Origin of the sequence: Pelomonas dachongensis, from assembly GCF_043555865.1 — a bacterium.
Lineage (GTDB): Bacteria > Pseudomonadota > Gammaproteobacteria > Burkholderiales > Burkholderiaceae_C > Pelomonas > Pelomonas dachongensis.
This window is the reverse complement of record NZ_JBIGHY010000001.1, coordinates 768,499-794,152: the sequence shown is the minus strand read 5'-3', so window position 1 is coordinate 794,152 and position 25,654 is coordinate 768,499. Positions and strand designations below refer to the sequence as shown.

The window sequence follows — 25,654 nt, the reverse complement described above, 5'->3', positions numbered from 1 at the left end:
GCTATTGTAGACCGCCCGGGTTTTCGGCACAAGGGCGGCGGTTAAGCTGCTCGGATGCCCTTCCCCGCCGCACCTACGGAATCTCCCGACACTCGACCGGCCATCGTCGTCGACACCCAGGTCGTCATGGACTGGCTGGTGTTCAGCGACCCGCGGGCGCAATCGCTGGCGGCGGCACTGACTTCGGGTGGACTTCGCTGGCTGGTCGCAGCGGCCATGCGCGACGAGATCCGCCACGTGCTGGGCCGCGGCGTGGCGGCCCGCTACGCCCCCGACCTCGCGCTCATCGAGGCGCAGTTCGACGCCCACGCCCAACCCGTCGATATCGCCCCGCCACAACCGCTCGCCGGCCGGCTGGTCTGCCGAGACCCCGACGACCAGAAGTTCATCGACCTGGCGCTGGCCGCCGGTGCCCGTTGGCTGGTGTCGCGCGACAAAGCCTTGCTGGCGCTGGCAAAGCGGGCGAAGCCGCGCGGGCTGCTGATCGTCAAGCCGGAGGTTTGGTCGCCGGAGCTCTGAAATTAAAAAGCCGCCCAGGCGAACCCGGGCGGCTTTCGTCGGACAAGTAGCGCTGATTACTCGGCGCTGCCCGCTCCGGCGTCGACGTCGGCCATCTGTGCCGCCGCCAGCTCTTCAGCTTCCTGCAGCGCGATGGCGCGGCGCTCGGCGTCGTCCATTGCTTCCTTGGCACGGCGCGCCTCGTGGAAGGCCATGCCGGTGCCAGCGGGGATCAGGCGGCCGACGATGACGTTTTCCTTCAGGCCACGCAGCTCGTCGCGCTTACCCATGATGGCAGCCTCGGTGAGCACGCGGGTCGTTTCCTGGAAGGAAGCGGCGGAGATGAAGGAGTCTGTCGACAGCGAGGCCTTCGTGATACCGAGCAGCAGGTCTGCATGGGTGGCCGTCGTCTTGCCCTCCTTGCGCATGCGGTCGTTGGTATCCAGCAGCTCGGAACGCTCGACCTGCTCGTTCAGGATGTAATGCGTGTCGCCCGGGTTGGTGATGACCACGCGACGCAGCATCTGGCGAACGATCACCTCGATGTGCTTGTCGTTGATCTTCACACCCTGCAGACGGTACACGTCCTGGACTTCGTCGACGATGTAGCGCGCCAGCTCCTCGATGCCCAGCAGGCGCAGGATGTCCTGCGGGTCCGCCGCGCCGTCGACGATCAGCTCGCCGCGGTTGACCACCTGGCCTTCGTGCACCAGGATGTTCTTTTCCTTGGGCACCAGTTCCTCGTGCGCCTTGCCGTCCGGGTCGGTGATCTGCAGGCGGATCTTGCCCTTGGTCTCCTTGCCGAACGACACGGTGCCGGTCTGCTCGGCCAGCACGCCGACGTCCTTGGGCGAGCGGGCTTCGAAGAGTTCCGCCACACGCGGCAGACCGCCGGTAATGTCACGGGTCTTCTGGCCTTCGACCGGGATACGGGCGAGCACTTCACCGGGCAGCAGTTCCTGGCCGTCGCGGATCTGGATCAGCGAGCCGACCTGGAAGCCGATGGCCACCGAGTGGTCGGTACCGGGGATCTTGACCTCGTGGCCTTGAGCATCCAGCAGCTTGACCTGCGGGCGGATGATCTTCGCGGCACCGCGGCGCTTCGGGTCGATGACCACCAGCGTCGACAGGCCGGTCACTTCGTCCACCTGCTTGGCGACGGTCACGCCTTCCTCGACGTTCTCGAACTTCGCCTGGCCGGCGAACTCCGTGATGATCGGGCGGGTCAGCGGGTCCCAGTTCGCGAGCACCAGGCCGGCCTTGATGACCTGGCTGGCCTTGATGTTCAGGATCGCGCCGTAAGGCACCTTGTGACGCTCACGCTCGCGACCATGCGGGTCGGAGATGACGATCTCGCCGGAGCGAGAAATCACCACCAGCTCGCCCTTGCCGTTCGTGACGTAGCGCATCGTGGCGTTGAAGCCGATGATGCCGTCCGACTTGGCTTCGACGCTGGAGGCCACGGCTGCGCGCGATGCGGCACCGCCGATGTGGAAGGTCCGCATCGTCAGCTGCGTGCCCGGTTCACCGATGGACTGCGCGGCGATGACGCCCACAGCTTCCCCGGTGTTGACCAAGCCGCCACGGCCCAGGTCGCGGCCGTAGCACTTGGCGCACAGACCGAACCGCGTGGCGCAGGTCAGCGGCGTGCGGACCTTGATCTCGTCGACGCCAGCAGCCTCCAGCACGTCCAGCGTGTCTTCGTCCAGCATCTTGCCGGCGCCGAGCAGCGGCGCCTGCGTCTCGGGGTGCACGACATCGATGGCGGTGACACGACCCAGCACGCGGTCGCGCAGCGATTCGATGACTTCACCACCTTCAACCAGCGCGCGCATGGCCATGCCGTTGTCGGTGCCGCAGTCGTCCTCGATGACCACCAGATCCTGGGTCACGTCCACCAGACGCCGCGTCAGGTAGCCGGAGTTCGCGGTCTTCAGCGCCGTGTCCGCCAGGCCCTTACGGGCGCCGTGGGTGGAAATGAAGTACTGCAACACGTTCAGGCCTTCACGGAAGTTCGCCGTGATGGGCGTTTCGATGATGGAGCCGTCCGGCTTGGCCATCAGGCCGCGCATGCCGGCCAGCTGGCGGATCTGGGCGGCGGAACCCCGCGCGCCCGAGTCGGCCATCATGTAGATCGAGTTGAAGGACTCCTGATCGACGGTCTTGCCGTTGCGATCCACCGTCTTCTCGACCTTCAGGTGCTCCATCATCTTCTTGCCGATTTCGTCACCGGCCTTGCCCCAGATGTCGACGACCTTGTTGTAGCGCTCGCCGGCGGTCACCAGACCGGAGACGTACTGCTGCTCGATCTCCTTGACTTCCTTCTCGGAGCGATCGATGACCGTGTACTTCTCCTTGGGCACCAACATGTCGTCGATGGCGATCGAGATGCCGGCGCGCGTGGCGAGCTTGAAGCCGCTTTGCAGCAGCTTGTCGGCCAGGACGACTGTTTCCTTCAGGCCGCACTTGCGGAAAGAAGTGTTGATCAGCTTGCTGATCTCCTTCTTCTTCAGCGCCTTGTTGATGTTGCTGAAGGGCAGGCCCTTAGGCAGGATTTCCGACAGCAGTGCACGGCCGACGGTGGTATCCGTCAGCTTGGTCTCGGCGACCCATTCGCCACTGTCCTTGTCCTTGGTGTACTCGGTCAGGCGGACGCTGATTTTGGCGGTGATTTCGACGACGCCGTTTTCCAGCGCGCGGATCACTTCCGGGATGTCCGAGAAGATCAGGCCCTCGCCCTTGCCGTTGGTGCGCTCGCGGGTGGCGTAGTACAGACCCAGCACCACGTCTTGCGACGGGACGATGGACGGTTCGCCGGACGCGGGGAACAGCACGTTGTTGGAGGCCAGCATCAGCGTGCGGGCTTCCATCTGCGCCTCGATCGACAGCGGCACGTGGACGGCCATCTGGTCACCGTCGAAGTCGGCGTTGAAGGCCGAGCAAACCAGCGGGTGCAGCTGGATGGCCTTGCCTTCGATCAGCACGGGCTCGAAGGCCTGGATGCCGAGGCGGTGCAGCGTCGGGGCGCGGTTCAGCAGAACCGGGTGCTCCTTGATGACTTCTTCCAGGATGTCCCAGACCACCGGCGTGCCGGACTCGACTTCCTTCTTCGCAGCCTTGATCGTCGTCGCGATGCCCATGGCTTCGAGACGGCTGAAGATGAACGGCTTGAAGAGTTCGAGCGCCATCAGCTTGGGCAGGCCGCACTGGTGCAGCTTGAGCGTCGGGCCGACCACGATGACCGAACGGCCCGAGTAGTCAACGCGCTTGCCCAGCAAGTTCTGACGGAAACGACCGCTCTTGCCCTTGATCATGTCGGCCAGCGACTTGAGGGCACGCTTGTTCGCGCCGGTCATCGCCTTGCCGCGGCGGCCGTTGTCCAGCAGTGAGTCGACGGCTTCCTGCAGCATGCGCTTTTCGTTGCGCACGATGATTTCAGGGGCCTTCAGCTCCAGCAGGCGGGCCAGGCGGTTGTTGCGGTTGATGACGCGACGGTAAAGGTCGTTCAGGTCGGAGGTCGCGAAGCGGCCGCCGTCCAGCGGCACCAGCGGACGCAGGTCAGGCGGCAGCACCGGCAGCACGTCCATGACCATCCAGTTCGGCTTGATGCCGGACTTCTTGAAGGCCTCCATGACCTTCAGGCGCTTGGAGTTCTTCTTGACCTTCAGCTCGGAGCCGGTCATGTCGTTGCGCAGGCGGTCGATCTCGATGTCGAGATCCATGTCCTCCAGCAGCTTCTTCACGCCTTCGGCGCCCATCAGTGCGATGAACTCGTCACCGAACTCGATGCGCTTCGCGTCGTAGTCGTCCTCGCTCATGATCGAGAACTTCTTCAGCGGGGTCATGCCCGGGTCGACGACCACGTACGCCTCGAAGTACAGCACGCGTTCGATGTCGCGCAGCGTCATGTCGAGCACCAGGCCCAGACGGCTGGGGAGCGACTTCAGGAACCAGATGTGCGCGCAGGGCGCCGCCAGGTCGATGTGGCCCATGCGGTCACGGCGGACCTTGGTCTGCGTGACTTCAACGCCGCACTTCTCGCAGATGACACCGCGGTGCTTCAGGCGCTTGTACTTGCCGCACAGGCACTCATAGTCCTTGATCGGGCCAAAGATCTTGGCGCAGAACAGGCCGTCGCGTTCCGGCTTGAAGGTGCGGTAGTTGATGGTCTCGGGCTTCTTCACCTCGCCGAACGACCAGCTGCGGATCTTCTCCGGAGAAGCCAGGCCGATCTTGATGGCATCGAAATGCTCATCGGGGGTGAATTGCTTGAAAAGGTCGAGTAGTCCCTTCATGCATCTGCTCCTTAATTGCGTTCCAGTTCAATGTCGATGCCCAAGGAGCGAATTTCCTTGACCAGCACATTGAACGATTCGGGCATGCCCGCTTCGATGGCGTGTTCGCCCTTGACGATGCTTTCGTAGACCTTGGTGCGGCCGTTCACGTCGTCGGACTTGACCGTCAGCATTTCCTGCAGGATGTACGAGGCGCCATAGGCTTCCAGCGCCCAGACTTCCATTTCGCCGAAACGCTGGCCGCCGAACTGCGCCTTGCCGCCCAGCGGTTGCTGCGTGACGAGCGAGTACGGGCCGGTCGAGCGGGCGTGCATCTTGTCGTCTACCAAGTGGTGCAGCTTCAGCACGTGCATGTAGCCGACGGTGACGGGGCGCTCGAACTGCTCGCCGGTGCGGCCGTCGCACAGCCAGGCCTGGGTGCGCGTCTCGGTCAGCCCCTTCTTGGCGGCGATGTCGTCCGGGTAGGCCAGCTTCAGCATGCCGCGGATTTCTTCTTCCTTGGCTCCGTCGAACACCGGCGTCGCGAAGGGCACGCCCTTGGCGAGGTTCTCGGCCATCTCCAGCACTTCCGTATCGGTCAGGTCGTCGATGTTCTCGGTCTTGCCGCCGCTCTGGTTGTAGAGCTGGTCGAACAGCTTGCGCAGCTCAGCCACCTTGGAGTGCTGCTGCAGCATGTCGCCGATGCGCTGGCCGATGCCCTTGCCGGCCCAGCCCAGATGCACTTCCAGCACCTGGCCCACGTTCATCCGCGACGGGACGCCCAGCGGGTTCAGCACGATGTCGGCAGGCGTGCCGTCGGCCATGTAAGGCATGTCTTCGATCGGCGTGACCTTGGACACGACACCCTTGTTGCCGTGACGGCCGGCCATCTTGTCGCCAGGCTGCAGGCGACGCTTGACGGCCAGGTAGACCTTGACCATCTTCAGCACGCCAGCGGGCAGCTCGTCGCCCTGCGTCAGCTTCTTGCGCTTCTCTTCGAAGGCCAGGTCGAAGCTGTGACGCGTCTGGTCGAGCGAATTCTTGATCGACTCGAGCTGGTTGGCGACGTCTTCCTCGGCCGGGCGGATGTCGAACCAGTGGAACTTCTCGACCGAAGCCAGGTATTCCTTGTCGATCTTCGTGCCCTTGGCGATCTTCTGCGGGCCGCCGTTGGCGACCTTGCCGTTCAGCAGCTTCTCGATACGGTCGAAGGCGTCGCTCTCGACGATGCGCAGCTGGTCGTTCAGGTCCAGGCGGTAGCGCTTCAGCTCGTCGTCGATGATCTGCTGAGCGCGCTTGTCGCGCTGGATGCCTTCACGGGTGAAGACCTGCACGTCGATGACGGTGCCGCTGGTGCCTTGGTCGACGCGCAGCGACGTGTCCTTCACGTCCGAAGCCTTCTCGCCAAAGATGGCGCGCAGCAGCTTCTCTTCCGGCGTCAGCGTGGTCTCGCCCTTGGGCGTGACCTTGCCGACCAGCACGTCGCCCGGATTCACTTCGGCACCGATGTAGACGATGCCCGACTCGTCCAGGCGGCCCAGTTGCTGCTCGGACAGGTTCGGGATGTCGCGGGTGATTTCTTCCGAGCCCAGCTTGGTGTCACGCGCGTTGACGACCAGTTCCTCGATGTGGATCGAGGTGTAGCGGTCTTCGGCGATGACACGTTCCGAGATCAGGATCGAGTCTTCGAAGTTGTAGCCGTTCCACGGCATGAACGCGACCAGCATGTTCTGGCCCAGGGCCAGCTCGCCGATGTCGGTGGACGCGCCGTCGGCAATGATGTCCTCGGCCGCCACCTTGTCGCCACGACGCACGATGGGGCGCTGGTGAATGTTGGTGTTCTGGTTGGAACGCTGGTACTTGATCAGGTTGTAGATGTCGACACCGACCTCACCGGCCACGGTCTCGTCATCGTTCACGCGAATCACGATGCGGTTCGTGTCGACGTAGTCGACAACACCACCACGACGCGCGGCCACCACCGTGCCCGAGTCCTTCGCGGCGACGCGCTCGACGCCCGTGCCGACGAATGCCTTCTCGGGGCGCAGCACCGGCACGGCCTGGCGCTGCATGTTGGCGCCCATCAACGCGCGGTTCGCGTCGTCGTGCTCCAGGAACGGCACGAGCGACGCCGCCACCGACACGATCTGCGTCGGCGCTACGTCCATGTACTGGATGCGCTCGGGCGAGGTCAGCACTGACTCACCGTTCTCACGGGCTGAGACCAGCTCGTCCGTCAGCTCGCCGGTCGAGTTCAGCGTGGCGTTCGCCTGGGCGATGACGTACTTGCCTTCCTCGATGGCCGACAGGTAGTCGATCTGGTCGGTCACCTTGCCGTCCACGACGCGGCGGTACGGCGTTTCAAGGAAGCCGTACTCGTTGAGCTGTGCGAACAGCGCCAGCGAGTTGATCAGGCCGATGTTCGGGCCTTCCGGCGTTTCGATCGGGCATACGCGGCCGTAGTGGGTGGGGTGCACGTCACGGACTTCGAAGCCGGCGCGCTCGCGGGTCAGACCGCCCGGGCCCAGGGCGGAAACACGACGCTTGTGCGTGATTTCCGACAGCGGGTTGGTCTGGTCCATGAACTGCGACAGCTGCGACGCGCCAAAGAACTCCTTCAGCGCCGCAGAAATCGGCTTGGAGTTGATCAGGTCGTGCGGCATCAGGGCTTCGGTCTCGGCCTGGCCCAGACGTTCCTTGACTGCCTTCTCGATACGCGCCAGGCCGGAGCGGTACTGGTTCTCAGCCAGTTCGCCCACGCAACGCACGCGGCGGTTGCCCAGGTGGTCGATGTCGTCCACTTCGCCGCGGCCATTGCGCAGTTCGACGAGGATCTTGACGACGTCAAGGATGTCCTCGTTGGACAGGTTCATGTTGCCTTCGGGCGTGTCACGGCCGACACGCGCGTTGAACTTCATGCGGCCGACACGGCTCAGGTCGTACGTGTCGGTGCTGTAGAACAGGCGGTTGAACAGCGCTTCGACAGCGTCTTCCGTCGGCGGCTCGCCAGGGCGCATCATGCGGTAGATCGCGACACGGGCGGCCAGCTGCGTCTCGGTCTCGTCAGACGCCAGCGTCTGCGAGATGTAGGCGCCTTCGTCCAGCTCGTTCGTGAACAGGCACTGGATTTCCTTGATGCCGGCCTGGCGCAGCTTCTTCAGCAGCGCTTCCGTCAGCTCGTCGTTGGCCTTGGCAATGATCTCGCCGGTGTCGGCGTCGATCATGTTCTTGGCCAGCACACGGCCGATCAGGAAGTCTTCGGGCACCGAGATGTGCTGCGTGCCGGACTGTTCCAGCTGGCGCGCGTGACGAGCGGTGATGCGCTTGTCCTTCTCGACGATGACGGCACCCGACTTGTCGACGATGTCGAAGCGGGCGACTTCACCCTTCAGGCGGTCGGCGACGAATTCGAGCTGCGCACCAACATCCATCAAGCGGAAGTTGTCGAACACGAAGAAGTGGGCCAGGATCTGCTCGGGGTTCAGGCCGATGGCCTTCAGCAGGATCGTGACCGGCATCTTGCGGCGGCGGTCGACGCGGAAGTACAGGATGTCCTTCGGGTCGAACTCGAAGTCCAGCCAGGAGCCGCGGTAGGGAATGATGCGGGCGCTGAACAGCAGCTTGCCCGACGAGTGCGTCTTGCCCTTGTCGTGCTCGAAGAACACGCCCGGCGAACGGTGCAGCTGCGACACGATGACGCGCTCGGTACCGTTGACGATGAAGGAGCCGTAGTCGGTCATCAGGGGCACTTCGCCCATGTAGACCTCTTGCTCCTTGATTTCCTTGACCGTCTTCGCCTGGGGCGATTCACGGTCATAGATGATCATCTGCAGGCGCGCACGCACGGCGGCCGCATAGGTCAACCCACGCTGCTGGCACTCACGGGTGTCAAACGGCGGCTTGGCGATGTTGAACTCGAGGAACTTCATCTCGACGAAACCGTTGTGCGAAACAATCGGGAACGCCGAGAGGAAGGCCGCCTGCAGCCCTTCGGGCTTGCGTTTGGCGGGGGCCACGTCCTTCTGCAGGAAGGCCACGTAGCTGTCCTTCTGCATGGTCAGCAGATAGGGAACGTTGAGAACGCTCTCGCGCTTGCCGAAGCTCTTGCGGATCCGCTTGCGCTCGGTGTAGCTGTAGGGGGTTGCTTGCGCCATAAACACTCCGTGTCGAGTGCGCTCCCGGCCGTGGAACGCACTGCGTCGGCGACTGGCTGGCTCACACACCCAGGACGGGCGGCTGCCTAGCTTGGTGGTTGGCCACTACCAACCGCTGGCGGACAACTCGGGCCCCGCAATGGATGCTGACCCAAGTCCGACCAAACTGGTTCTCTGCAGTCGGATCAGAGAACACGTGAAAGAACCGCGCATCATACAGCGCGCGGTTCTTTCAACTGTTCTCTACGGGGAGATACCCGTAAAGACGAAAAAGGGGATGCCTGTCGGCAACCCCTTTCTTGAATCTGGACAAACCAGATTCGGTCGGCGAGCCCGAAGACTCGCCGGTCCGATTTACTTCAGCTCAGCCTTGGCGCCGGCTTCGACCAGCTTCTTGACAGCGGCTTCGCCGTCAGCCTTGGACACGCCTTCCTTGACGTTCTTCGGAGCGCCGTCGACCAGGTCCTTGGCTTCCTTGAGGCCCAGGCCCGTGATTTCACGGACGGCCTTGATGACGCCGACCTTCTGCGCGCCGGCTTCGACCAGCACGACGTTGAATTCGGTCTTCTCTTCAGCAGCAGCAGCGGCACCGCCGCCAGCGCCACCGGCGGCCGGAGCAGCCATCGAAGCGGCAGACACGCCGAACTTCTCTTCAATTGCCTTGACCAGGTCGTTCAGTTCCAGAACGGACATGCTGTCCAGGGCGGTCAGGAAAGCGTCTTTATCGAATGCCATGATGTGTTCCTAAATAACAGATGGGTTGCGTGGATACGCGTTGTTCGTCGATCAGGCGGCAGCCGGGGCTTCTTCGGCAGCAGCTTCCGGGGAAGCGGCGCCTTCGCCACGCTTGGCAGCCAGGGCAGCCAGCACGGCCGCGGTGCGTTGCACCGGCGACAGCAGCAGGCCAGCGATCTGCGACAGCAGGACTTCCTTGGACGGGACGGAGGCCAGAGCCTTCACGCCATTGACGTCCAGAGCCTTGCCACCGTAGGCACCACCCTTGATGACGAGCTTGTCGTTGGTCTTGGCAAAGTCAGCGATGACTTTGGCAGCAGCGACAGCGTCTTCCGAAAAGCCGTAGATCAGCGGGCCGACCATGCTCTCCGCAGCAGCTTCGAACGGGGTGCCGGCGACGGCGCGACGGGCCAGGGTGTTCTTCAGCACGTGAAGATAAACACCCTTGGCACGCGCGTCGACGCGCAGCTTGTTCAAGGCTTCCACGGTGAGGCCACGGTACTCGGCCAACGCCAACGTCTGCGACTTCGCTGCTTGCGCTGCGACGTCGGAGACAACGGCTGCCTTCTCGTTGCGATTGAGACTCAAGGTCTACTCCTCACATTTGCCCCCTCGGCCTTGCGGCTTTGAGAGCGCCAGGGATTCAGCGACCATCTGATAAGAAACACGTCAGGAACGAACTTCTTTCAGCGGGACCGCCATCTGCGCTGGTTCTCCATCACCGACGAATCGGCGACTTTGATTTAAGGGGTCTCCACCAGCGGTCTTGGATGACGCGCCGTCCGGTTGCCCGGCCGGCGCCCCACCAATCTTTGTTGCCCGGAGCCAGACTCGCCCCGCGCAGATTCAGTACCCAGGCCCGAAGGCCTGGTTGTCGATCAGGCGGCGTTGGCCTGAGCGTTGATCGATGCGATTTCGACGCGGGCGCCAACACCCATCGTCGAGGACACCGCGACCTTGCGCAGGTAGACGCCCTTGCTCGACGCCGGCTTGCTCTTGTTCAGAGCTTCGATCAGCGCGCGCAGGTTGCCTTCCAGCTTGTCGGTGTCGAACGACCGACGGCCGAGGGTGCCATGGATGATGCCGGCCTTGTCGACGCGGAACTGGACCTGGCCAGCCTTGGCGTTCTTGACAGCGGTAGCGACGTCCGGCGTAACCGTGCCAACCTTGGGGTTGGGCATCAGGCCGCGCGGGCCCAGGATCTGGCCCAGCGTACCAACGACACGCATCGTGTCCGGCGAGGCGATGACCACGTCGAAGGGCATGTCGCCCGCCTTGACGCGCTCGGCCAGGTCTTCCATGCCGACGACATCGGCACCGGCAGCGCGGGCTTCGTCAGCCTTGGCGCCTTGGGCAAACACGGCGACGCGCTTGGTCTTGCCGGTGCCGTTGGGCATCACGACGGCGCCACGCACGACCTGGTCCGACTTCTTGGCATCGATGCCGAGTTGCACCGCGACGTCGATGGACTCATCAAACTTGGCCGAGGCCAGGCTCTTGACCAGGTCCAGGGCTTCGGTCAGCGCGTACAGCTTGGTCGACTCGACCTTGCCAGCCAGCGCCTTTTGCTTCTTGGTGAGCTTGGCCATGTTCAGACCCCTTCCACGATGATGCCCATCGAGCGGGCGGAACCGGCGATGGTCTTGACTGCGGCGTCCATGCTGGCAGCCGTCAGGTCCTTGGTCTTGATCGTTGCGATCTCTTCCAGCTGGGCTCGGGTCAACTTGCCGACCTTGTCCAGATGCGGGCGTTGCGAGCCCTTCTCGATCTTCGCGGCCTTCTTGATCAGCACAGTCGCCGGGGGCGACTTGATGACAAAGGTGAAGCTCTTGTCTGCGAACGCGGTGATGACCACCGGCAGCTTCATGCCAGGCTCGAAGCCGGCGCCCGAAGTCTGGGCGTTGAACGCCTTGCAGAATTCCATGATGTTCAGGCCACGCTGACCCAGCGCGGGACCAACCGGCGGCGAGGGGTTGGCCTTGCCTGCGGCGACTTGCAGCTTGATGAAGCCGACAATCTTCTTTGCCATGATTTCTCCAATCCAGTACCCGGGCGGCAAAGCCTGGGCACCTGAGTGCTAGCGCATCGGACTCGGACTGAATCTGAGATCCAGGCCCTTACCTTTGCTCCTCTTGTCCGCCTCTCGTTGCAGACTGTTCACGGGCCGACGTCAGGGTCGCCGGCCGAACCCAATATTCTAGCGGATCAGACTTTTTCGACCTGTCCGAAGTCCAGCTCCACCGGCGTGGCACGACCGAAGATCGTGACCGAGACACGGACCTTGGACTTGTCGTAGTTGACGTCTTCGACCGAACCGTTGAAATCCGTGAACGGACCTTCCTTGACGCGCACGACCTCACCGACCGTCCACTCGACCTTCGGCCGGGGCTTCTCGACGCCCTCTTGCATCTGATTGACGATCTTCATGACCTCGGCTTCGGAGATCGGCGCCGGACGGTTCTTGGCGCCGCCAACGAAGCCGGTCACCTTGGACGTGTGCTTCACCAAGTGCCAGGACTCATCGTCCATAACCATCTCGACCAGCACATAACCCGGGAAGAAGCGACGCTCGGTGACGGCTTTCTTGCCGTTCTTCAGCTCGACGACTTCTTCGGTCGGCACCAGGATGCGACCGAACTTGTCCTGCACGCCGGCGCGGTCAATGCGCTCGCGCAGGTTGCGCTCGACGGCCTTCTCCATACCCGAATAGGCATGAACGACGTACCAGCGCTTGGGGAGACCCGCGGGGGCTTCGGGCGTGACGACTTGTTCTTCAGACATTCGAATTCCTTGCGATCAACGCTTCCAGCCCAGGATCAGGTCGTACAACACCCACTCCAGCGTCTTGTCGGTGAGCCACAGGAACAAGGCCATCACGACGACGAACGCGAACACGTACATCGTCATCTGGCGCGCCTCCTTGAAGCTCGGCCATACCACCTTGCCGACCTCACGCCACGAGTCGCGGCCGTAGGCGATCAAGGCCTTGCCGTGCTCGGACGTGAAGAAGGCAGCCACGGCAGCCAGCAGCAACACGATCAACGCGCCCCACTGCGCCAGTGCGCCCTGCTTGGCCAGGCCGTAATAAGCCACCAGAGCGCCGATCAGCAGCAGCACGGCAGCAGCCAGCTTGGCCTTGTCAGCACCACTGGTCACGGTCTCGACTTGGGGAGGATTCGCCATCAGTTCACTTTCACGCGCCGCCCGTCAGGCGACTTTCGGTGCCGCCGCGGCCCGTAGCCATCAGCAGCAAGGCCCGCAGAGATTGCTCTCGCGGGCCGATGCTTGTTGCCGGGAAACCAACCCTCGTGATCAGTGAGGATTGGCAGGGGCAGAGGGTCTCGAACCCCCAACCTTCGGTTTTGGAGACCGACGCTCTGCCAATTGAGCTATGCCCCTACGGCCTAAAAATTACGCGAGGATCGTGGCGACGACGCCGGAGCCGACGGTACGGCCACCTTCACGGATGGCGAAGCGCAGGCCGGTTTCCATCGCGATCGGCGCGATCAGCTTCACGGTGATGCCGACGTTGTCGCCGGGCATGACCATTTCCTTGTCCTTCGGCAGCTCCACAGCACCGGTCACGTCCGTCGTGCGGAAGTAGAACTGGGGACGGTAGTTGTTGAAGAACGGGGTATGGCGGCCGCCCTCTTCCTTGGACAGAACGTAGATTTCTGCCGTGAAGTGGGTGTGGGGCTTGATCGAGCCGGGCTTGGCCAGCACTTGGCCGCGCTCGACGTCTTCACGCTTGGTGCCGCGCAGCAGGATGCCGACGTTGTCGCCTGCTTGACCTTGGTCCAGCAGCTTGCGGAACATTTCGACGCCCGTGACCGTGGTCTTCTGGACTTCGCGGATGCCCACGATTTCGATTTCTTCACCGACCTTGATGATGCCGCGCTCGACGCGACCGGTCACCACGGTACCGCGGCCCGAGATCGAGAACACGTCTTCCACCGGCAGCAAGAAGGCGCCGTCAACGGCACGGTCCGGCTGGGGGATGTAGGTGTCCAGCGCATCGGCCAGGCGCATGATGGCTTGTTCGCCCAGGTCGCCTGCGTCGCCTTCCAGCGCCAGCTTGGCCGAACCCTTGATGATGGGGGTGTCGTCGCCGGGGAAGTCGTACTTGGACAGGAGCTCGCGCACTTCCATTTCGACCAGCTCGAGCAGCTCGGCGTCGTCGACCATGTCGCACTTGTTCAGGAAGACGATGATGTACTTCACGCCGACCTGGCGAGCCAGCAGGATGTGCTCGCGGGTCTGGGGCATCGGGCCGTCAGCGGCCGAGCACACCAGGATGGCGCCGTCCATCTGGGCGGCACCCGTGATCATGTTCTTGACGTAGTCGGCGTGGCCGGGGCAGTCAACGTGCGCGTAGTGGCGGTTGGCCGTCTCGTACTCGACGTGTGCGGTGTTGATCGTGATGCCGCGGGCCTTTTCTTCCGGCGCTGCGTCAATCTGGTCGTAGGCCTTGGCCTCGCCGCCGAACTTCTTGGACAGCACCGTCGCGATCGCTGCCGTCAGCGTGGTCTTGCCGTGGTCGACGTGACCAATCGTGCCCACGTTCACGTGCGGCTTCGTACGTTCAAACTTGCCTTTTGCCATCTTGCGCTCCTGAGGCGAACCCGTTGAAACGAGTAGAAAAAGTGAAAGGTGTGGTGCCCTTGACGCGGATCGAACGCGTGACCTCTCCCTTACCAAGGGAGTGCTCTACCACTGAGCCACAAGGGCATCGGCACGGGTTTGACATCAGACAAGCTGATCGGCAAACCGGTGTCGACGCTGGCCAACCAAGCCGCCCAGGATGGAGCGGGAAACGGGAATCGAACCCGTGTCATTAGCTTGGAAGGCTAAGGTTCTACCATTGAACTACTCCCGCCCTGGGAGCCTCGCCTGAGAGTCCTCCGCCTGCAAATGCAAGCTTTGGTGGAGGAGGCTGGATTCGAACCAGCGTACGCAATGCGGGCAGATTTACAGTCTGCTGCCTTTAACCACTCGGCCACCCCTCCTGAGGCAAGCCCGCAACTATAGCACAGGGTTTGGGACGCGCAACACATGGCCACCAGCCGGGAGGTGCACGCCGCGCGACGCGGACGGGGCGCGACAGCACACCCGGCCCATCGAACCCAGCCACCGACACGCGCCGCGGGCACGCGCCACCGGCGCGACGCGTCGTCGATGCGCAACACCACGCGTCGCGCAGGAAATACCAACACAATACCAATTTGCGCTGGCTGATTGAACCCACATAGAGGGTGCGAAGCCTGCGGCGCCCTCCTCGCAGCAGCATGCGGGAAAGCACCCGGTTCAAATTGGTAGCAAAGTGGCGTTGCCAAAAGTTAAATTGGCATTGCGCTGGTTGTTGAGCTTTGCGGACCGACCGACAAGATCGGACTGAAGGTGGTATCTCAACGATCCGGACGAGCAGCATCCAATCCGACTCATTGGCCACAAGAGGAACGTTCATGAAGGTCAAGCAGACCCCCATCTCGCAGGCAGTGTTCATCGCCCTGTTCGGCGCCAGCAGCGTCGCCATGGCGCAGCAGGCCGCCACGCCGAACCAGAATCAGCTGGAGACGGTCGTCGTGACCGGCATCCGCGCGTCGCAGGAGAAGTCGCTTAGCGTGAAACGCAACGCGGATGCGCACATCGACGTCATTTCTGCGGAGGACATCGGCAAGATGCCCGACAAGAACGTGGCCGACTCGCTGGCACGCATCCCGGGCGTGACGGTGCTCAACAGCCCTGCCGGCGGCTCTGGCGGATTCGATGAGCGGGATCGCGTCGGCCTTCGCGGCACCAACCCCAGCCTCACCCAGACGCTTGTCGACGGTCACGGCATCGCCAACGGCGACTGGTTCGTGCTGGACCAGACCGGCGCCGGCGTCGGGCGCAGCGTGAGCTTCTCGCTGCTGCCGTCCGAACTGGTCAGCCGCGTCGAGGTGCGCAAGAGCTCCGAAGCGTCACTGGTGGAAGGCGGCACGGCCGGTTCGGTGAACATCATCACCCGTCGCCCGCTCGACTTCACCAAGACTCTGACCGCCGAAGTGGGCGTGGGCGCGGTGTACGCCGATCTGCCGAAGAAGACAGACCCGCAGCTGAACGCCCTGCTCAACTTCCGCAACGAAGCCGGCACCTTCGGCGTGATGGTGCAGGCCTTCTCGGAGCAGCGCAGCCTGCGCCGCGACGGCGTGGAGGCGCTGGGCTACATCAACAAGCTCGACGCGACCACCGCGCCGGCCTTGGTGGCCGCGCGCCCGGATCTGAACGGCGTGTTCACGCCGGACCTGATCGGTGCCGCCCTGTTCACGCAGGAGCGTGAGCGCAAGGGCGGCCTGATCCGCGCGCAGATCAAGCCAAACAGCAACTTCGATCTGGTGCTCACGGCGTTCTCTTCGGAGATGGACGCGGACAACTACAACCGCAACTACCTGATGGCGCCTCGCGGCGGCTTGCTCAACACCGCGACCATCTCGGACTACGAGGTCAAGACGGACAGCAACGGCAACAAGACGCTGACCAAGGCCACGTTCAACTGGGCCACCCCGTCGACGGCCGGCTATTACGACATGATCAGCCGCAAGGCCTCGGCCGAAACCGGCTTCGTCAGCGTGGACTCCAGGTTCAAGGTCAACGACGCGCTGACGTTCACGGCCAACGCCGGCACGTCGACCGGCAAGGGCAAGACGATCAGTCAGGATGTCGTGGAACTGGCCATCGTCAGCTCGCGCGCCAGCTACGCGCTCAATGGAACGGACACCGCTCCGTCGTTCAACTTCACCAACCCGACGACGCGTGCCGACTGGATCTTCGGCGCGCAGAACGTGGTGGTGCACGACAAGGAGTCGTGGGCACAGGTCGACGGCGAGTACGAGCTCGACGCCGGCATGCTGAAGACCCTGAAGTTCGGCGTGCGCGGCGCCCAGCACAAGCGCTACACCGACCCCATCGTGGCCCAGGGCCCCGGCTGCGCCACGGGCACGCCCTACCGCGTGTCGGCGTTCGACTGGAGCATGCCCAGCGCCTGCTCGGTGCCCGGCCCCGGCGGCACCGCAGTGGACGCCCCGCAGAATTCCTTCTACACGCTGCCGGCCTTCGGCGGCAGCTACCCGACCAACTTCGGCAGCGGGCTGGGCAGCGGCTTCCCCACCAACATCCCGTTCATCACCGCCGACGCGCTGGCCGACTACAACCGCCGCGTGACTAACCGGGATCCGGTGGTGCGCCGCTGGGCAGAGCAGGAATACGCGGTGAAGGAAAACTCGACGGCGGCCTACGTCCAGGGCGTGCTGGAGGGCCGGGGCTGGAGCGGCAACGTGGGCCTGCGCGCAGTGCGCACCACGCAGAAGTCCAGCTCGTTTCGCGGCAGCCTGGCTGGCGAGACGCCCGCCATCACGGGCTCGGCGTTCGGCAACTACACCGTCACCACGTCTGACCTGACCTACACCGACTGGCTGCCCAGCGCCAGCGTGCGCATCGATGTGCGCAGCGACGTCGTCGCACGCCTGGCGGTGAACCGCACCGTGACGCGGGCCGACTACACCGCGCTGTCCGGCTACACCGCGCTCAACACCACGGGCATGTTCCTGGACAACAACGTGGTGGGCGGCGGCACGGCGGGCAATCCGACGCTGAAACCGGTCCGCTCGACCAACTTCGACGCCAACGTCGAGTGGTACTTCGCGCCGCGCGCGTTCGTCTCGGCGGGCGCGTTCCTGATGGACATGAGCAGCTACATCACCGATGGCACGTTCCGCGCGACCTACCCGGCACTGCTGACGAACACCAACCAGGTGGGCGGCAACCCGCAGCTGGTGAATCGGGACTTCCTCGTCACGGGCCCCACCAACCGCAAGGCTAGCGTCAAGGGCGTGGAGTTTGCGTTCGAAACGCCGATCGCCGCGAACTTCGGCGTGATGGCCAACTACACCTACGCCGATGGCGAGGACGACACGGGCGACGTGCTGCGCGGCAACGTGAAAAACTCGTTCACGCTGGGCGGCTTCTTCGAGAACGACCACTTCTCGGCGCGTCTGAACTACAGCTACACCGACGACATCTTCGTCGGCAACGACCGAGGCACGAAGTACTTCCAGAAGGGCACGGGCGTGCTGTCCGCCTCGCTGGGCTACAAGTTCAACGCCAACTTCAGCGTCAGCCTGGACGGTCAGAACCTGAACGACCCCAAGCTGAAGTACTACGCCTCGGAGCTGCAGCCGCGCGCCATCTACCGCAACGGCAGCCAGTACTACCTGACCGCCCGCCTGAAGTTCTGACCCCGCCGGGTCTCGCTGCGCTGAACGCCGGCGCGACCAGGCGGCCTCCGGGGCAGCGGGCCGCTTGCTCGGGGCGGCCCGGCGCCTCGCGGCTCAGCGCTTCAGCTGGCCCGCCAGGTCGTCGCGGATCTCCGCGTCCCGCGCCGCGCCCACGTCGCCCAACAGGTGGCGCTGCCCCTCCGGGACATGCGCCAGCGCGTCACCCCGCGCGCCGAACACGTAGTGCCCGAACAGCGCCCGCCAGCCCTCGCGCTCGCCGTCCGGCAGGTGGCGCAGCGCGAGCATGGCCAGGCGCATCGCGGCCAGGTGGAGGTCGTCCGGCCGGCCCGGCGCCGCCAGGGGGCGCCACCAGTAGTTCACCAGGATGTTCAGGTGGGGCGCCAGCGCCTCGACCTGATGGAACCACAGCGGCGGCATGTAGACCGCGTCACCCGGCTCCAGCTCGGCGATGACAGCCTGCTGCAGCGCCTCGGCGAGCAAGGGAAACTGGACCGGGTCCGCCCGGTGCAGGTCGGGCACGACGGACATCGGCGCCGGCGTCGGCGCGTGGTCCGGCGGCCCCAGATAGAGCAGCGGCGCGCAGGCCGGCGGCAGCAGAGTGAAACGGCGCCGCCCCGCCGCCACGCAGGCGATGTTGTGCGAGTCGTCGAAATGGGCCGGCACGGTCGCGCGGTTGCCGATCCAGATGCGCGGCGCCACGGCGGCGTCCAGCAGTGGCAGTGCATTGGCGCGCTCCAGGCCCGGGAGCGCCTCGGGCACCAGCGCGCTCTGTACGGCGAGGCTGGGCGGGTCAGGGAAGTGGCTGTAGCGCCAGAGCTGCTCGAACAGCGCCGCGAACGGCCGCTGGTCGCGCATGAAGTTGAAGCCGTGCAGATCGGGTTTGTAGCCGAAGGCACGCGTGGCATCGGGCCGGGCCAGCAGCGCATCCACCGGCCGCCCACCGTCGAAGCCCACCAGGTACTGCAGGCACGTCGCCAGCCCGGCGTGCGCCTGCGCGACCAGCGGCCAGGCCGCCACGACGCCGCGCAGCACCACCGGCTCGTAGCCGGGCACCACCTCGCGCTCGAACCGCTCGCGCGTGATGCCCGCGATTTCCTTCATTGCCTGCATGGGCGGGACCTCAAGGTTGCCGCGCGAGCTGCAAACCAACTTTCGACCGGTGTCACGGGCGCCATTGTCCCGGCCGCAGTGGCTGCGACCGACCCCGGCCAAACCCTGCACCAGATGCAGTCCAGTTGCCCCTGGCCATGCGGCAGCCTGGTGCGCGCCGTGTCTCCCAAACAACAACCGGCTGCCGTCATTTCCATACCAGTTCAGCGGCCAACAGCAGTGGCGCCCGGGGTCCGGTCCCATCCGCACAGGTGAGAGCTTGAGCCACCCCGGGAAATCACCCACCGCAAATTGGTAGCAAAGTGGATTTGTCGATCGCTATAGTGGCATTGCAGTGGTTTTAGAAAGCCCGTGAGAGGCCGCCAAAACCGGACTGAAGGCGGTACGCAGCCGGCCAGGCGCGCCGCCCGCCACAGACAAACAAGGCCACAACGAGGAATTTCATGAAGGTCAAGCTGACCCCCATCGCGGCCGCCGTGTCGCTGACATTGCTGGGCACGCCGCTGGCGGCGCTGGCACAGGACGCCGCCCCCGCCGCGCAGCTGGACGCGGTCGTCATCACCGGCATCCGCGCCTCGCTGCAGACCGCAGCGAACATCAAGAAGAACGCGAGCGCTATCGTCGACGCAATCTCGGCCGAGGATGTGGGCAAGCTGCCCGACAGCGACGTGGGCGAGACGCTGGGCCGCATCCCCGGCGTGTCGGTCGCGCGCGACTTTGGCCAGGGCGCCGCCGTGTCCATCCGCGGCACCGACCCGCAGATGACCTACACCACGCTGAACGGTCAGACCGTGGCCTCGACCGGCTGGTACGACCAAAAGGCCGTCGACCGCTCGTTCAACTACTCGCTGCTGCCGCCGGAGATGATCGGCGGGCTGGAGGTCTACAAGTCCTCGCAGGCCGACATCACCGAAGGCGGCATCGGCGGCACCGTCATCGTCAAGACGCGCCGCCCGCTGGACCTGGCTGCGCACACCGCCTATGCCGGCATCAAGTTCGGCAAGGGCACGATCAGCGACACCAGCAAGGAGGCGTCGGGCCTGTACAGCTGGCGCAACCAGGACCGCACGTTCGGCGTGCTGGTGTCGGCCGCGTTCGAGCAGGGCGACTACCTGCGCCGTGGCGTGGAGGCCGACATGCGCTGGTCCGGCGACGTGGCCCCCACCACCTTCGTGCAGGAGCGTGAGCGCCGCGCCTACAACGTGACGCTGCAGGCCCGCCCCGCACCTGGCTTCGACCTGGGCCTGAACCTGCTGCGCCTGGAACTGGACGCCGACAACTCCAACACCAGCCACTACATCTTCACCGGCAACTCGGGCACCTGCCAGCAGACCAACGCCGCCGGCCTGTGCGTGCTGCACACCCGCAGCGTCGGCAACCCGGCCACCGACAACACCTTCCTGCAGAACTGGGTGCGCTCGGCGGCCATGACATCGGACAGCGCCGTGCTGGACGGCAGCTACAAGGGCGACGGCTTCAAGCTCTCCGGCGTCGCCGGCTCGACCAAGGCCGACGGCGGCACCAAGCAGACCACCAATTTCGCCTACGGCCAGTGGGCGCCGGTGACGGGCACGCCGTCGCTGCCGCTGTGGACCGGCACCATCGACGCGCGCGGCAAGGAGATCTCCATCCAGCCGTCGAGCAACCAGACCATCGGCGTGGGCAACCTGCCGGCCACGTCGGCGCCGGAAGGCTGGGCCTCCGGCCGCGGCCCGAACTCCGACAAGGAGAACTTCGGTCAGGTGGACCTGAGCATCGACCTCGACTGGGGCAGCCTGACCGCCTTCAAGACCGGGCTGCGCGCCACCGAGCACACCTTCACGCGCACCGGCGAGCGCGGCCGCCACGCCACCACGGCCGTGACTGGCAGCACCGCCGGCCTGTACGAGGGCTCACTGGACCTGGTGGGCGGCTGGAGCGTGCCCAAGCCCAACATCGGCGCAATGCTCGCGCTGGCCTCGGCCAACATCACGAGCTGGGTGGAAGACCGCTCCGCCTACGGCCAGATCAAGGAGAAGAACAGCGCGCTGTACGGCATGTTCGAGTTCGAGCGCAACGCGCTGCACGGCAACTTCGGCCTGCGCTACATCCGCACCCAGGCGTCGGCCAGCGGCTACGCGTTCGACGGCACGCCGACCACCGACGTGGGCCAGAACAACGGCTGGAGCACCCGCAAAGAAACGCAGTCGTCGACGTACAACGACGTGCTGCCCAGCGTGAACCTGGTCTACGACCTGAGCAAAGACACGCTGCTGCGCTTTGCTGCGTCCAAGGCCATCACGCGCCCGAACTTCACCAACATGTTCCTGGCGTCGGTGAGCGGCTTCGACGACACCAACCCGTCCAACGACGGCTTCACCTACGGCACGCCCACGCTGAAGCCGCAGCAAAGCAAGCAGTTCGACATCGGCGTGGAGCACTACTACGGCCGCGGCAACCTGGTCGGCGCGGCGTTCTTCTACAAGAAGATCGACAACTTCGTGACCACCCGCACCACCGCCAACCAGAAGGTCGGCGTGGTCAGCCCCGACACGGGCGTGGACAACTGGACGATCAGCCGCTTCGTCAATGCCGGCGGCGGCACGATCAAGGGCGTGGAGCTGCAGCTCAACCACGGCTTCGGCAACGGCCTGGGCGTCACGGCCAACTACACGTTCGCCGACGCAACCGCCCCGGCCAGCAGCTACGACGACCAGCTGAACCTGTTCACGCTATCGTCCAAGCACACGGCCAACCTCGTGGGTTACTACGAGACCGAGGCCTACTCGGCGCGCCTGGCCTACAGCTGGCGCTCCAAGTACATGGTCCGCGAGGCGCCGTTCTGGTACGGCAACCGCATGCACGATGCCGCCGGCAGCCTGGACCTGAGCCTGGGCTGGAACATCAACAAGACGCTGCGCCTGAGCTTCGAAGCCCAGAACCTGACCAAGCAGAAGGACATCCAGTACGGCGCGGGCAATGCCTCCGCGGTGCGTCCGTCGCTGCAAGCCGGCTTCCCGGCCTGGTCCTTCGCGGGCGAGACGACCTACCAGCTGGGTCTTAGCGTCAAGTTCTGACCCCTCTCCCTTGTTTCCTTCAAGCCCGGCAGCCGCCGGGCTTTTTTCATTTCACGCCGCGCAGCAGGCGCAGCCCGTTGAAGACCACCAGCAGGCTGGCGCCCATGTCGGCGAACACAGCCATCCACATCGTCGCGCTGCCCATCACGGTCAGCACCAGGAACACCGCCTTGATGCCCAGCGCCAGCGCGATGTTCTGCCACAGCACCGCATGGGTCCTGCGCGACAGCCGAATTGTTTCGGGCACGCGGCGCAGGTCGTCGTTCATGACCAGCACGTCGGCCGCCTCCTTGGCGATGTCGGTGCCGGCCGCGCCCATTGAGAAGCCCACCGCCGCCGCGGCCAGGCTGGGCGAATCGTTGACGCCGTCGCCCACCATCGCGACCGAATCTCCCTTCTCGCCCAGCTCGGCGATTGCGCGCTGCTTGTCCTCAGGCAGCAGCTGCGCGCGCACCTCGGTGATGCCCACCTGCGCCGCGATGGCCTGCGCTGTGGCGGCGTTGTCGCCGGTCAGCATGACCGTGCGCACGCCCAGCGCCTGCAGTTCGGCAACGGCGGCGCGGCTGCTCGGCTTGACCGCATCGGCCACCGCAAACAGCGCCAGCGCCTCGCCCTCGCTGGCCAGTACCGACAGCGTGCGGCCCTGCTGCTCGTGCTGCTGCATCAGCGCCTCCAGCGCCGGCGTGCACTGGCCGCGCTCATGCAGCCAGCGGTGGTTGCACAGCACGTAGGCCCGCCCAGCGACGCGCCCCCGCACGCCCCGGCCCATCTCGGCGCCAAAGTCGTCGACCCGCAGCTCGGCGGCGTCCAGCCCGGCCGCCACGGCGCGCGAGACCGGGTGGTCCGACCGCCCCGCCAGGCTGCGCGCGACCTGCAGCGCCTCGGGCCCCGTGCCCGCCAGCAGCTCGTGCGCCACCAGCTGCGGCCGGCCCTCGGTCAGCGTGCCGGTCTTGTCGAGTGCCACGACCCGCAGCAGGCGCGCCTGCTCCAGGTAGACGCCGCCCTTGATGAGAATGCCGCGCCGCGCGGCGGCCGACAGGCCGCTGACGATGGTCACCGGCGTGGAGATCACCAGCGCGCACGGGCAGGCGATGACCAGCAGCACCAGCGCCTTGTAGACCGCGTCCAGCCAGGCCCAGCCCAGCAGCAGCGGCGGCAGCACTGCCACGGCCAGCGCGATGACGAACACGGCCGGCGTGTAGATGGCGGCGAAGCGATCGACGAAGCGCTGCATCGGTGCGCGCTGGCCCTGCGCCGCCTCGACGGCATGGATGATGCGCGCCAGCACCGTGTCAGTGGCCGCATGAGTGACCTCGAACTCCAGCCCGCCGCCCTGGTTGATAGTGCCTGCAAACACCTCGTCACCCGCCGCCTTGTCGACCGGGATGCTCTCGCCCGTCACCGGCGACTGGTCGACTGCACTCTGCCCGGCCGTCACGCGGCCGTCCAGTGCCAGCCGCTCGCCCGGCTTCACGCGCACCGTCGCGCCGACCGGCACCCCGCTGGCTTCCTGCAGCGCCCAGCGGCCATCGGCCTGGCGCACCTCGGCCTGCAACGGCGACAGCGCCAGCAGCCCGGCGATGGCATTGCGCGCGCGCTCCACCGAGTGCGCCTCGATCAGCTCGGCCAGCGCGTACAGCGCCATCACCATGGCCGCCTCGGGCCACTGGCCGATGGCGAACGCGCCGATGACGGCCACGCTCATCAGCGCATTGATGTTGAGCTGGCCGCGCAGCAGCGCCGCCACGCCCTTGCGGAACACCGCCAGACCCGACAGCGCGATGGCCAGCGCCGCCACGACCATGCCGGCGATCTGCCACAGCGCGGTGTGGTCGCCCAGCAGGTGCATCAGCTCGGCCGACAGCGCGACGCCCAGCGCCGCGCCCAGCCGCCACAGCTCGGTGCGCTGCGCGCGGGCCGTGTCGGCGGCCGACGGCGGTGCCGACAGCGCGGTCGCCGCGAAGCCGGCCTGCGCGATGGCGGCCGTCAGCGCCGGCCAGTCGCCCTGCGGCGCCACCAGCGCCAGCGTGCGTGCCGACAGGTCGAACTGCAGCCGCTGCACCCTGCCGAACGGCTCCAGCACGCGACGGATCTGCGCCTCCTCCACCGCGCAGTCCATTGCCGGGATGCGCAGCAGCAGCGCGCCATCGGGCGCCGGCTGCACGGGTGCGGCCGGCTCGCCGTGGCTGTGCTCATGGTGATGGTCGTGCCCGCTGCCGCAGCAGCCAGCGGCCGGGGCCACCTGGATGGGGATGTGGCGCAGCGGCGCCGGCACGGCGGGCGCGCAACAGTCGTCGTGGCGTTCGGGGGGGTGCGGAGCGTGGGACACGGCAAGGCTTCCAGTGACGTTGGGACGATTGGAATCCCTGAAGCAGCTACAGAGTCAAGTACTTAAACTGCCGCCATGAAGATCGGTGAACTGTCCGCCGCGTCCGCCACGCCGGTGGAGACCATCCGCTACTACGAACGCGAGGGCCTGCTGCCGGCGCCGGCGCGCAGCGACGGCGGCTTCCGCATCTACGACGCGCCGCAACTGGAGCGGCTGCAGTTCATCCGCCACTGCCGCGGGCTGGACATGTCGCTGGACGAGGTGCGCACGCTGCTGCGCGTGAAGGACGACCCCGGTTCCGAATGCGGCGACGTCAACGCGCTGCTGGACGCGCACATCGGCCACGTGTCGCAGCGCATCCGCGAGCTGCGCGCACTGGAGCGGCAGCTGAAGGACTTGCGCCAGCGCTGCGGCACGGGCCAGGCGGCGTCGCAGTGCGGCATCCTGGCAGGGCTGTCGCAGGCTGCGGCGCAGGAGGCGCCCGGCAAGAGCCCGACGCACTTAAGGTCGGTGCATCAGAAGTCGTAGAAGCTGTTTACCGTCAGCCGGCCGGTGTTCGGATTGGCACTCAGCCGCTGCGGGTTCACCAGCGCCGAGTGCAGCAGGCTGCCGCGGTAGACCACCAACCGATTGAAGCGCGCGGGGATGCGGCCGAGGAACTCGAAGTGCGCGTCCGAGTCGTCGAAGTAGCGCGGCGCGGGCGGCTGCGCGGCCAGTTCGTCGTTGTAGCGAGCCAGGAAGTCCTCGCGGTTGTCGGCCGTCACCTGCTGCACGCCGGTGGCCTTGTGGCGGTAGAACGCCGTGCCGCCGTGCTCGGGGCCGCACAGGTACAGCAGCACCGCCATATGGTGGGGCGTGCTGGCATCGAAGTGCGGCGTGCGCTGCAGCGGGCCCAGCGCCTCGGGCGGCAACGTCGTCAGCGAGAACGCGCACTCGCTCTTGCGCAGCGGCAGCTCGCCGGGCACGCCGAAGTTCTGCCGCAGCAACGGCTCCATCAATGCGGTCAGCTCGGCCGAGTAGCCGGCCGGCACCGGCGCGCGCACGCCGGGATAGCCCTTGCGCTCGGCGCCCCCCGGGCAGGGCGCATAGCTCGCGCGCCAGGCGGCGTTCAGCAGCGGCTGCGGGTCGGCCAGGAAGTCGTCGATGAACACGAGGTCGTGCGCACCCACGCGCACCGAACGCACCTCGGGCGGCATGCGGACGGCGAACGGCTCTGGGGTCACGC

Annotated in this window: 16 protein-coding genes and 4 tRNA genes; 4 read left to right on the top strand and 16 right to left on the bottom strand. The window is 65.6% G+C overall.

Annotated features, from left to right (window positions below):
- The first annotated feature begins 54 nt into the window (after positions 1–54).
- Positions 55–519, top strand: a complete 465-nt coding sequence (locus ACG02S_RS03790) for a putative toxin-antitoxin system toxin component, PIN family (RefSeq protein WP_394469106.1) — start codon at positions 55–57, stop codon at positions 517–519.
- A 56-nt stretch (positions 520–575) separates the two neighbouring features.
- Here the strand turns inward: ACG02S_RS03790 and rpoC are convergent, their stop codons facing one another.
- The 13 genes from rpoC to ACG02S_RS03725 all read right to left on the bottom strand — a co-directional run bounded on the left by rpoC (position 576) and on the right by ACG02S_RS03725 (position 14,667).
- Positions 576–4,793 (bottom strand): DNA-directed RNA polymerase subunit beta', encoded by a 4,218-nt coding sequence (gene rpoC, locus ACG02S_RS03785; protein ID WP_394469105.1) that lies wholly within the window; start codon positions 4,791–4,793, stop codon positions 576–578.
- An 11-nt stretch (positions 4,794–4,804) separates the two neighbouring features.
- Positions 4,805–8,926: a DNA-directed RNA polymerase subunit beta gene (gene rpoB, locus ACG02S_RS03780; RefSeq protein WP_394469104.1), complete on the bottom strand. Its 4,122-nt coding sequence runs from the start codon at positions 8,924–8,926 to the stop codon at positions 4,805–4,807.
- Between the two features lie 354 nt (positions 8,927–9,280).
- A complete protein-coding gene (rplL, locus tag ACG02S_RS03775; protein ID WP_394402178.1) occupies positions 9,281–9,661 on the bottom strand; it encodes a 50S ribosomal protein L7/L12 in 381 nt (126 codons plus the stop codon).
- Between the two features lie 51 nt (positions 9,662–9,712).
- Positions 9,713–10,249, bottom strand: coding sequence for a 50S ribosomal protein L10 (rplJ, locus tag ACG02S_RS03770; protein WP_394469103.1), 537 nt, complete (start codon positions 10,247–10,249; stop codon positions 9,713–9,715).
- A 290-nt stretch (positions 10,250–10,539) separates the two neighbouring features.
- Positions 10,540–11,250: a 50S ribosomal protein L1 gene (gene rplA / locus ACG02S_RS03765; RefSeq protein ID WP_394469102.1), complete on the bottom strand. Its 711-nt coding sequence runs from the start codon at positions 11,248–11,250 to the stop codon at positions 10,540–10,542.
- Positions 11,251–11,252: 2 nt separating this feature from the next.
- Positions 11,253–11,690, bottom strand: a complete 438-nt coding sequence (gene rplK, locus ACG02S_RS03760; protein WP_056265790.1) for a 50S ribosomal protein L11 — start codon at positions 11,688–11,690, stop codon at positions 11,253–11,255.
- Between the two features lie 176 nt (positions 11,691–11,866).
- On the bottom strand, positions 11,867–12,442 hold the full coding sequence (nusG, locus tag ACG02S_RS03755) for a transcription termination/antitermination protein NusG (RefSeq protein ID WP_394469101.1): 576 nt from the start codon (positions 12,440–12,442) through the stop codon (positions 11,867–11,869).
- 15 nt (positions 12,443–12,457) lie between these two features.
- Entirely contained in the window at positions 12,458–12,844 is a 387-nt protein-coding gene (secE, locus tag ACG02S_RS03750) for a preprotein translocase subunit SecE (protein WP_394469100.1), read from the bottom strand.
- 140 nt (positions 12,845–12,984) lie between these two features.
- A tRNA-Trp gene (locus ACG02S_RS03745) sits at positions 12,985–13,060 on the bottom strand.
- 12 nt (positions 13,061–13,072) lie between these two features.
- Positions 13,073–14,263: an elongation factor Tu gene (gene tuf / locus ACG02S_RS03740; protein WP_394469099.1), complete on the bottom strand. Its 1,191-nt coding sequence runs from the start codon at positions 14,261–14,263 to the stop codon at positions 13,073–13,075.
- A 51-nt stretch (positions 14,264–14,314) separates the two neighbouring features.
- Positions 14,315–14,389: transfer RNA gene (locus ACG02S_RS03735), tRNA-Thr, on the bottom strand.
- A gap of 74 nt (positions 14,390–14,463) precedes the next feature.
- Positions 14,464–14,537: transfer RNA gene (locus ACG02S_RS03730), tRNA-Gly, on the bottom strand.
- Between the two features lie 45 nt (positions 14,538–14,582).
- Positions 14,583–14,667, bottom strand: a tRNA-Tyr gene (locus tag ACG02S_RS03725).
- A gap of 456 nt (positions 14,668–15,123) precedes the next feature.
- Between ACG02S_RS03725 and ACG02S_RS03720 the strand changes: the two genes are divergently transcribed.
- Positions 15,124–17,934: a TonB-dependent receptor gene (locus ACG02S_RS03720; RefSeq protein ID WP_394469098.1), complete on the top strand. Its 2,811-nt coding sequence runs from the start codon at positions 15,124–15,126 to the stop codon at positions 17,932–17,934.
- A gap of 93 nt (positions 17,935–18,027) precedes the next feature.
- On the opposite strand, the gene ACG02S_RS03715 is transcribed toward ACG02S_RS03720, so the two are convergent.
- Positions 18,028–19,044 carry a cupin-like domain-containing protein gene (locus ACG02S_RS03715; RefSeq protein ID WP_394469097.1) on the bottom strand — a complete coding sequence of 339 codons (1,017 nt, stop codon included), beginning with the start codon at positions 19,042–19,044 and terminating at the stop codon, positions 18,028–18,030.
- A 443-nt stretch (positions 19,045–19,487) separates the two neighbouring features.
- Between ACG02S_RS03715 and ACG02S_RS03710 the strand changes: the two genes are divergently transcribed.
- Positions 19,488–22,100, top strand: coding sequence for a TonB-dependent receptor (locus ACG02S_RS03710; RefSeq protein WP_394469096.1), 2,613 nt, complete (start codon positions 19,488–19,490; stop codon positions 22,098–22,100).
- Positions 22,101–22,146: 46 nt separating this feature from the next.
- Here ACG02S_RS03710 and ACG02S_RS03705 read toward each other — a convergent pair whose 3' ends face one another.
- Entirely contained in the window at positions 22,147–24,219 is a 2,073-nt protein-coding gene (locus tag ACG02S_RS03705; protein WP_394469301.1) for a heavy metal translocating P-type ATPase, read from the bottom strand.
- Positions 24,220–24,504: 285 nt separating this feature from the next.
- On the opposite strand from ACG02S_RS03705, the gene cadR reads away from it, so the two are divergent.
- Positions 24,505–24,957: a Cd(II)/Pb(II)-responsive transcriptional regulator gene (gene cadR, locus ACG02S_RS03700; protein ID WP_394469095.1), complete on the top strand. Its 453-nt coding sequence runs from the start codon at positions 24,505–24,507 to the stop codon at positions 24,955–24,957.
- Here the strand turns inward: cadR and ACG02S_RS03695 are convergent.
- Positions 24,945–25,652: a DUF6445 family protein gene (locus tag ACG02S_RS03695; protein WP_394469094.1), complete on the bottom strand. Its 708-nt coding sequence runs from the start codon at positions 25,650–25,652 to the stop codon at positions 24,945–24,947. The two genes, cadR and ACG02S_RS03695, sit on opposite strands and share 13 nt — an antisense overlap.
- Positions 25,653–25,654: the final 2 nt, after the last annotated feature.

Coding starts and splice junctions, on each gene's coding strand:
- ACG02S_RS03790 (WP_394469106.1), top strand. CDS start 55: ATGCCCTTCCCCGCCGCACCTACGGAATCTCCCGACACTCGACCGGCC.
- rpoC (WP_394469105.1), bottom strand. CDS start 4,793: ATGAAGGGACTACTCGACCTTTTCAAGCAATTCACCCCCGATGAGCAT.
- rpoB (WP_394469104.1), bottom strand. CDS start 8,926: ATGGCGCAAGCAACCCCCTACAGCTACACCGAGCGCAAGCGGATCCGC.
- rplL (WP_394402178.1), bottom strand. CDS start 9,661: ATGGCATTCGATAAAGACGCTTTCCTGACCGCCCTGGACAGCATGTCC.
- rplA (WP_394469102.1), bottom strand. CDS start 11,250: ATGGCCAAGCTCACCAAGAAGCAAAAGGCGCTGGCTGGCAAGGTCGAG.
- rplK (WP_056265790.1), bottom strand. CDS start 11,690: ATGGCAAAGAAGATTGTCGGCTTCATCAAGCTGCAAGTCGCCGCAGGC.
- nusG (WP_394469101.1), bottom strand. CDS start 12,442: ATGTCTGAAGAACAAGTCGTCACGCCCGAAGCCCCCGCGGGTCTCCCC.
- secE (WP_394469100.1), bottom strand. CDS start 12,844: ATGGCGAATCCTCCCCAAGTCGAGACCGTGACCAGTGGTGCTGACAAG.
- tuf (WP_394469099.1), bottom strand. CDS start 14,263: ATGGCAAAAGGCAAGTTTGAACGTACGAAGCCGCACGTGAACGTGGGC.
- ACG02S_RS03720 (WP_394469098.1), top strand. CDS start 15,124: ATGAAGGTCAAGCAGACCCCCATCTCGCAGGCAGTGTTCATCGCCCTG.
- ACG02S_RS03715 (WP_394469097.1), bottom strand. CDS start 19,044: ATGCAGGCAATGAAGGAAATCGCGGGCATCACGCGCGAGCGGTTCGAG.
- ACG02S_RS03710 (WP_394469096.1), top strand. CDS start 19,488: ATGAAGGTCAAGCTGACCCCCATCGCGGCCGCCGTGTCGCTGACATTG.
- ACG02S_RS03705 (WP_394469301.1), bottom strand. CDS start 24,219: ATGGACTGCGCGGTGGAGGAGGCGCAGATCCGTCGCGTGCTGGAGCCG.
- cadR (WP_394469095.1), top strand. CDS start 24,505: ATGAAGATCGGTGAACTGTCCGCCGCGTCCGCCACGCCGGTGGAGACC.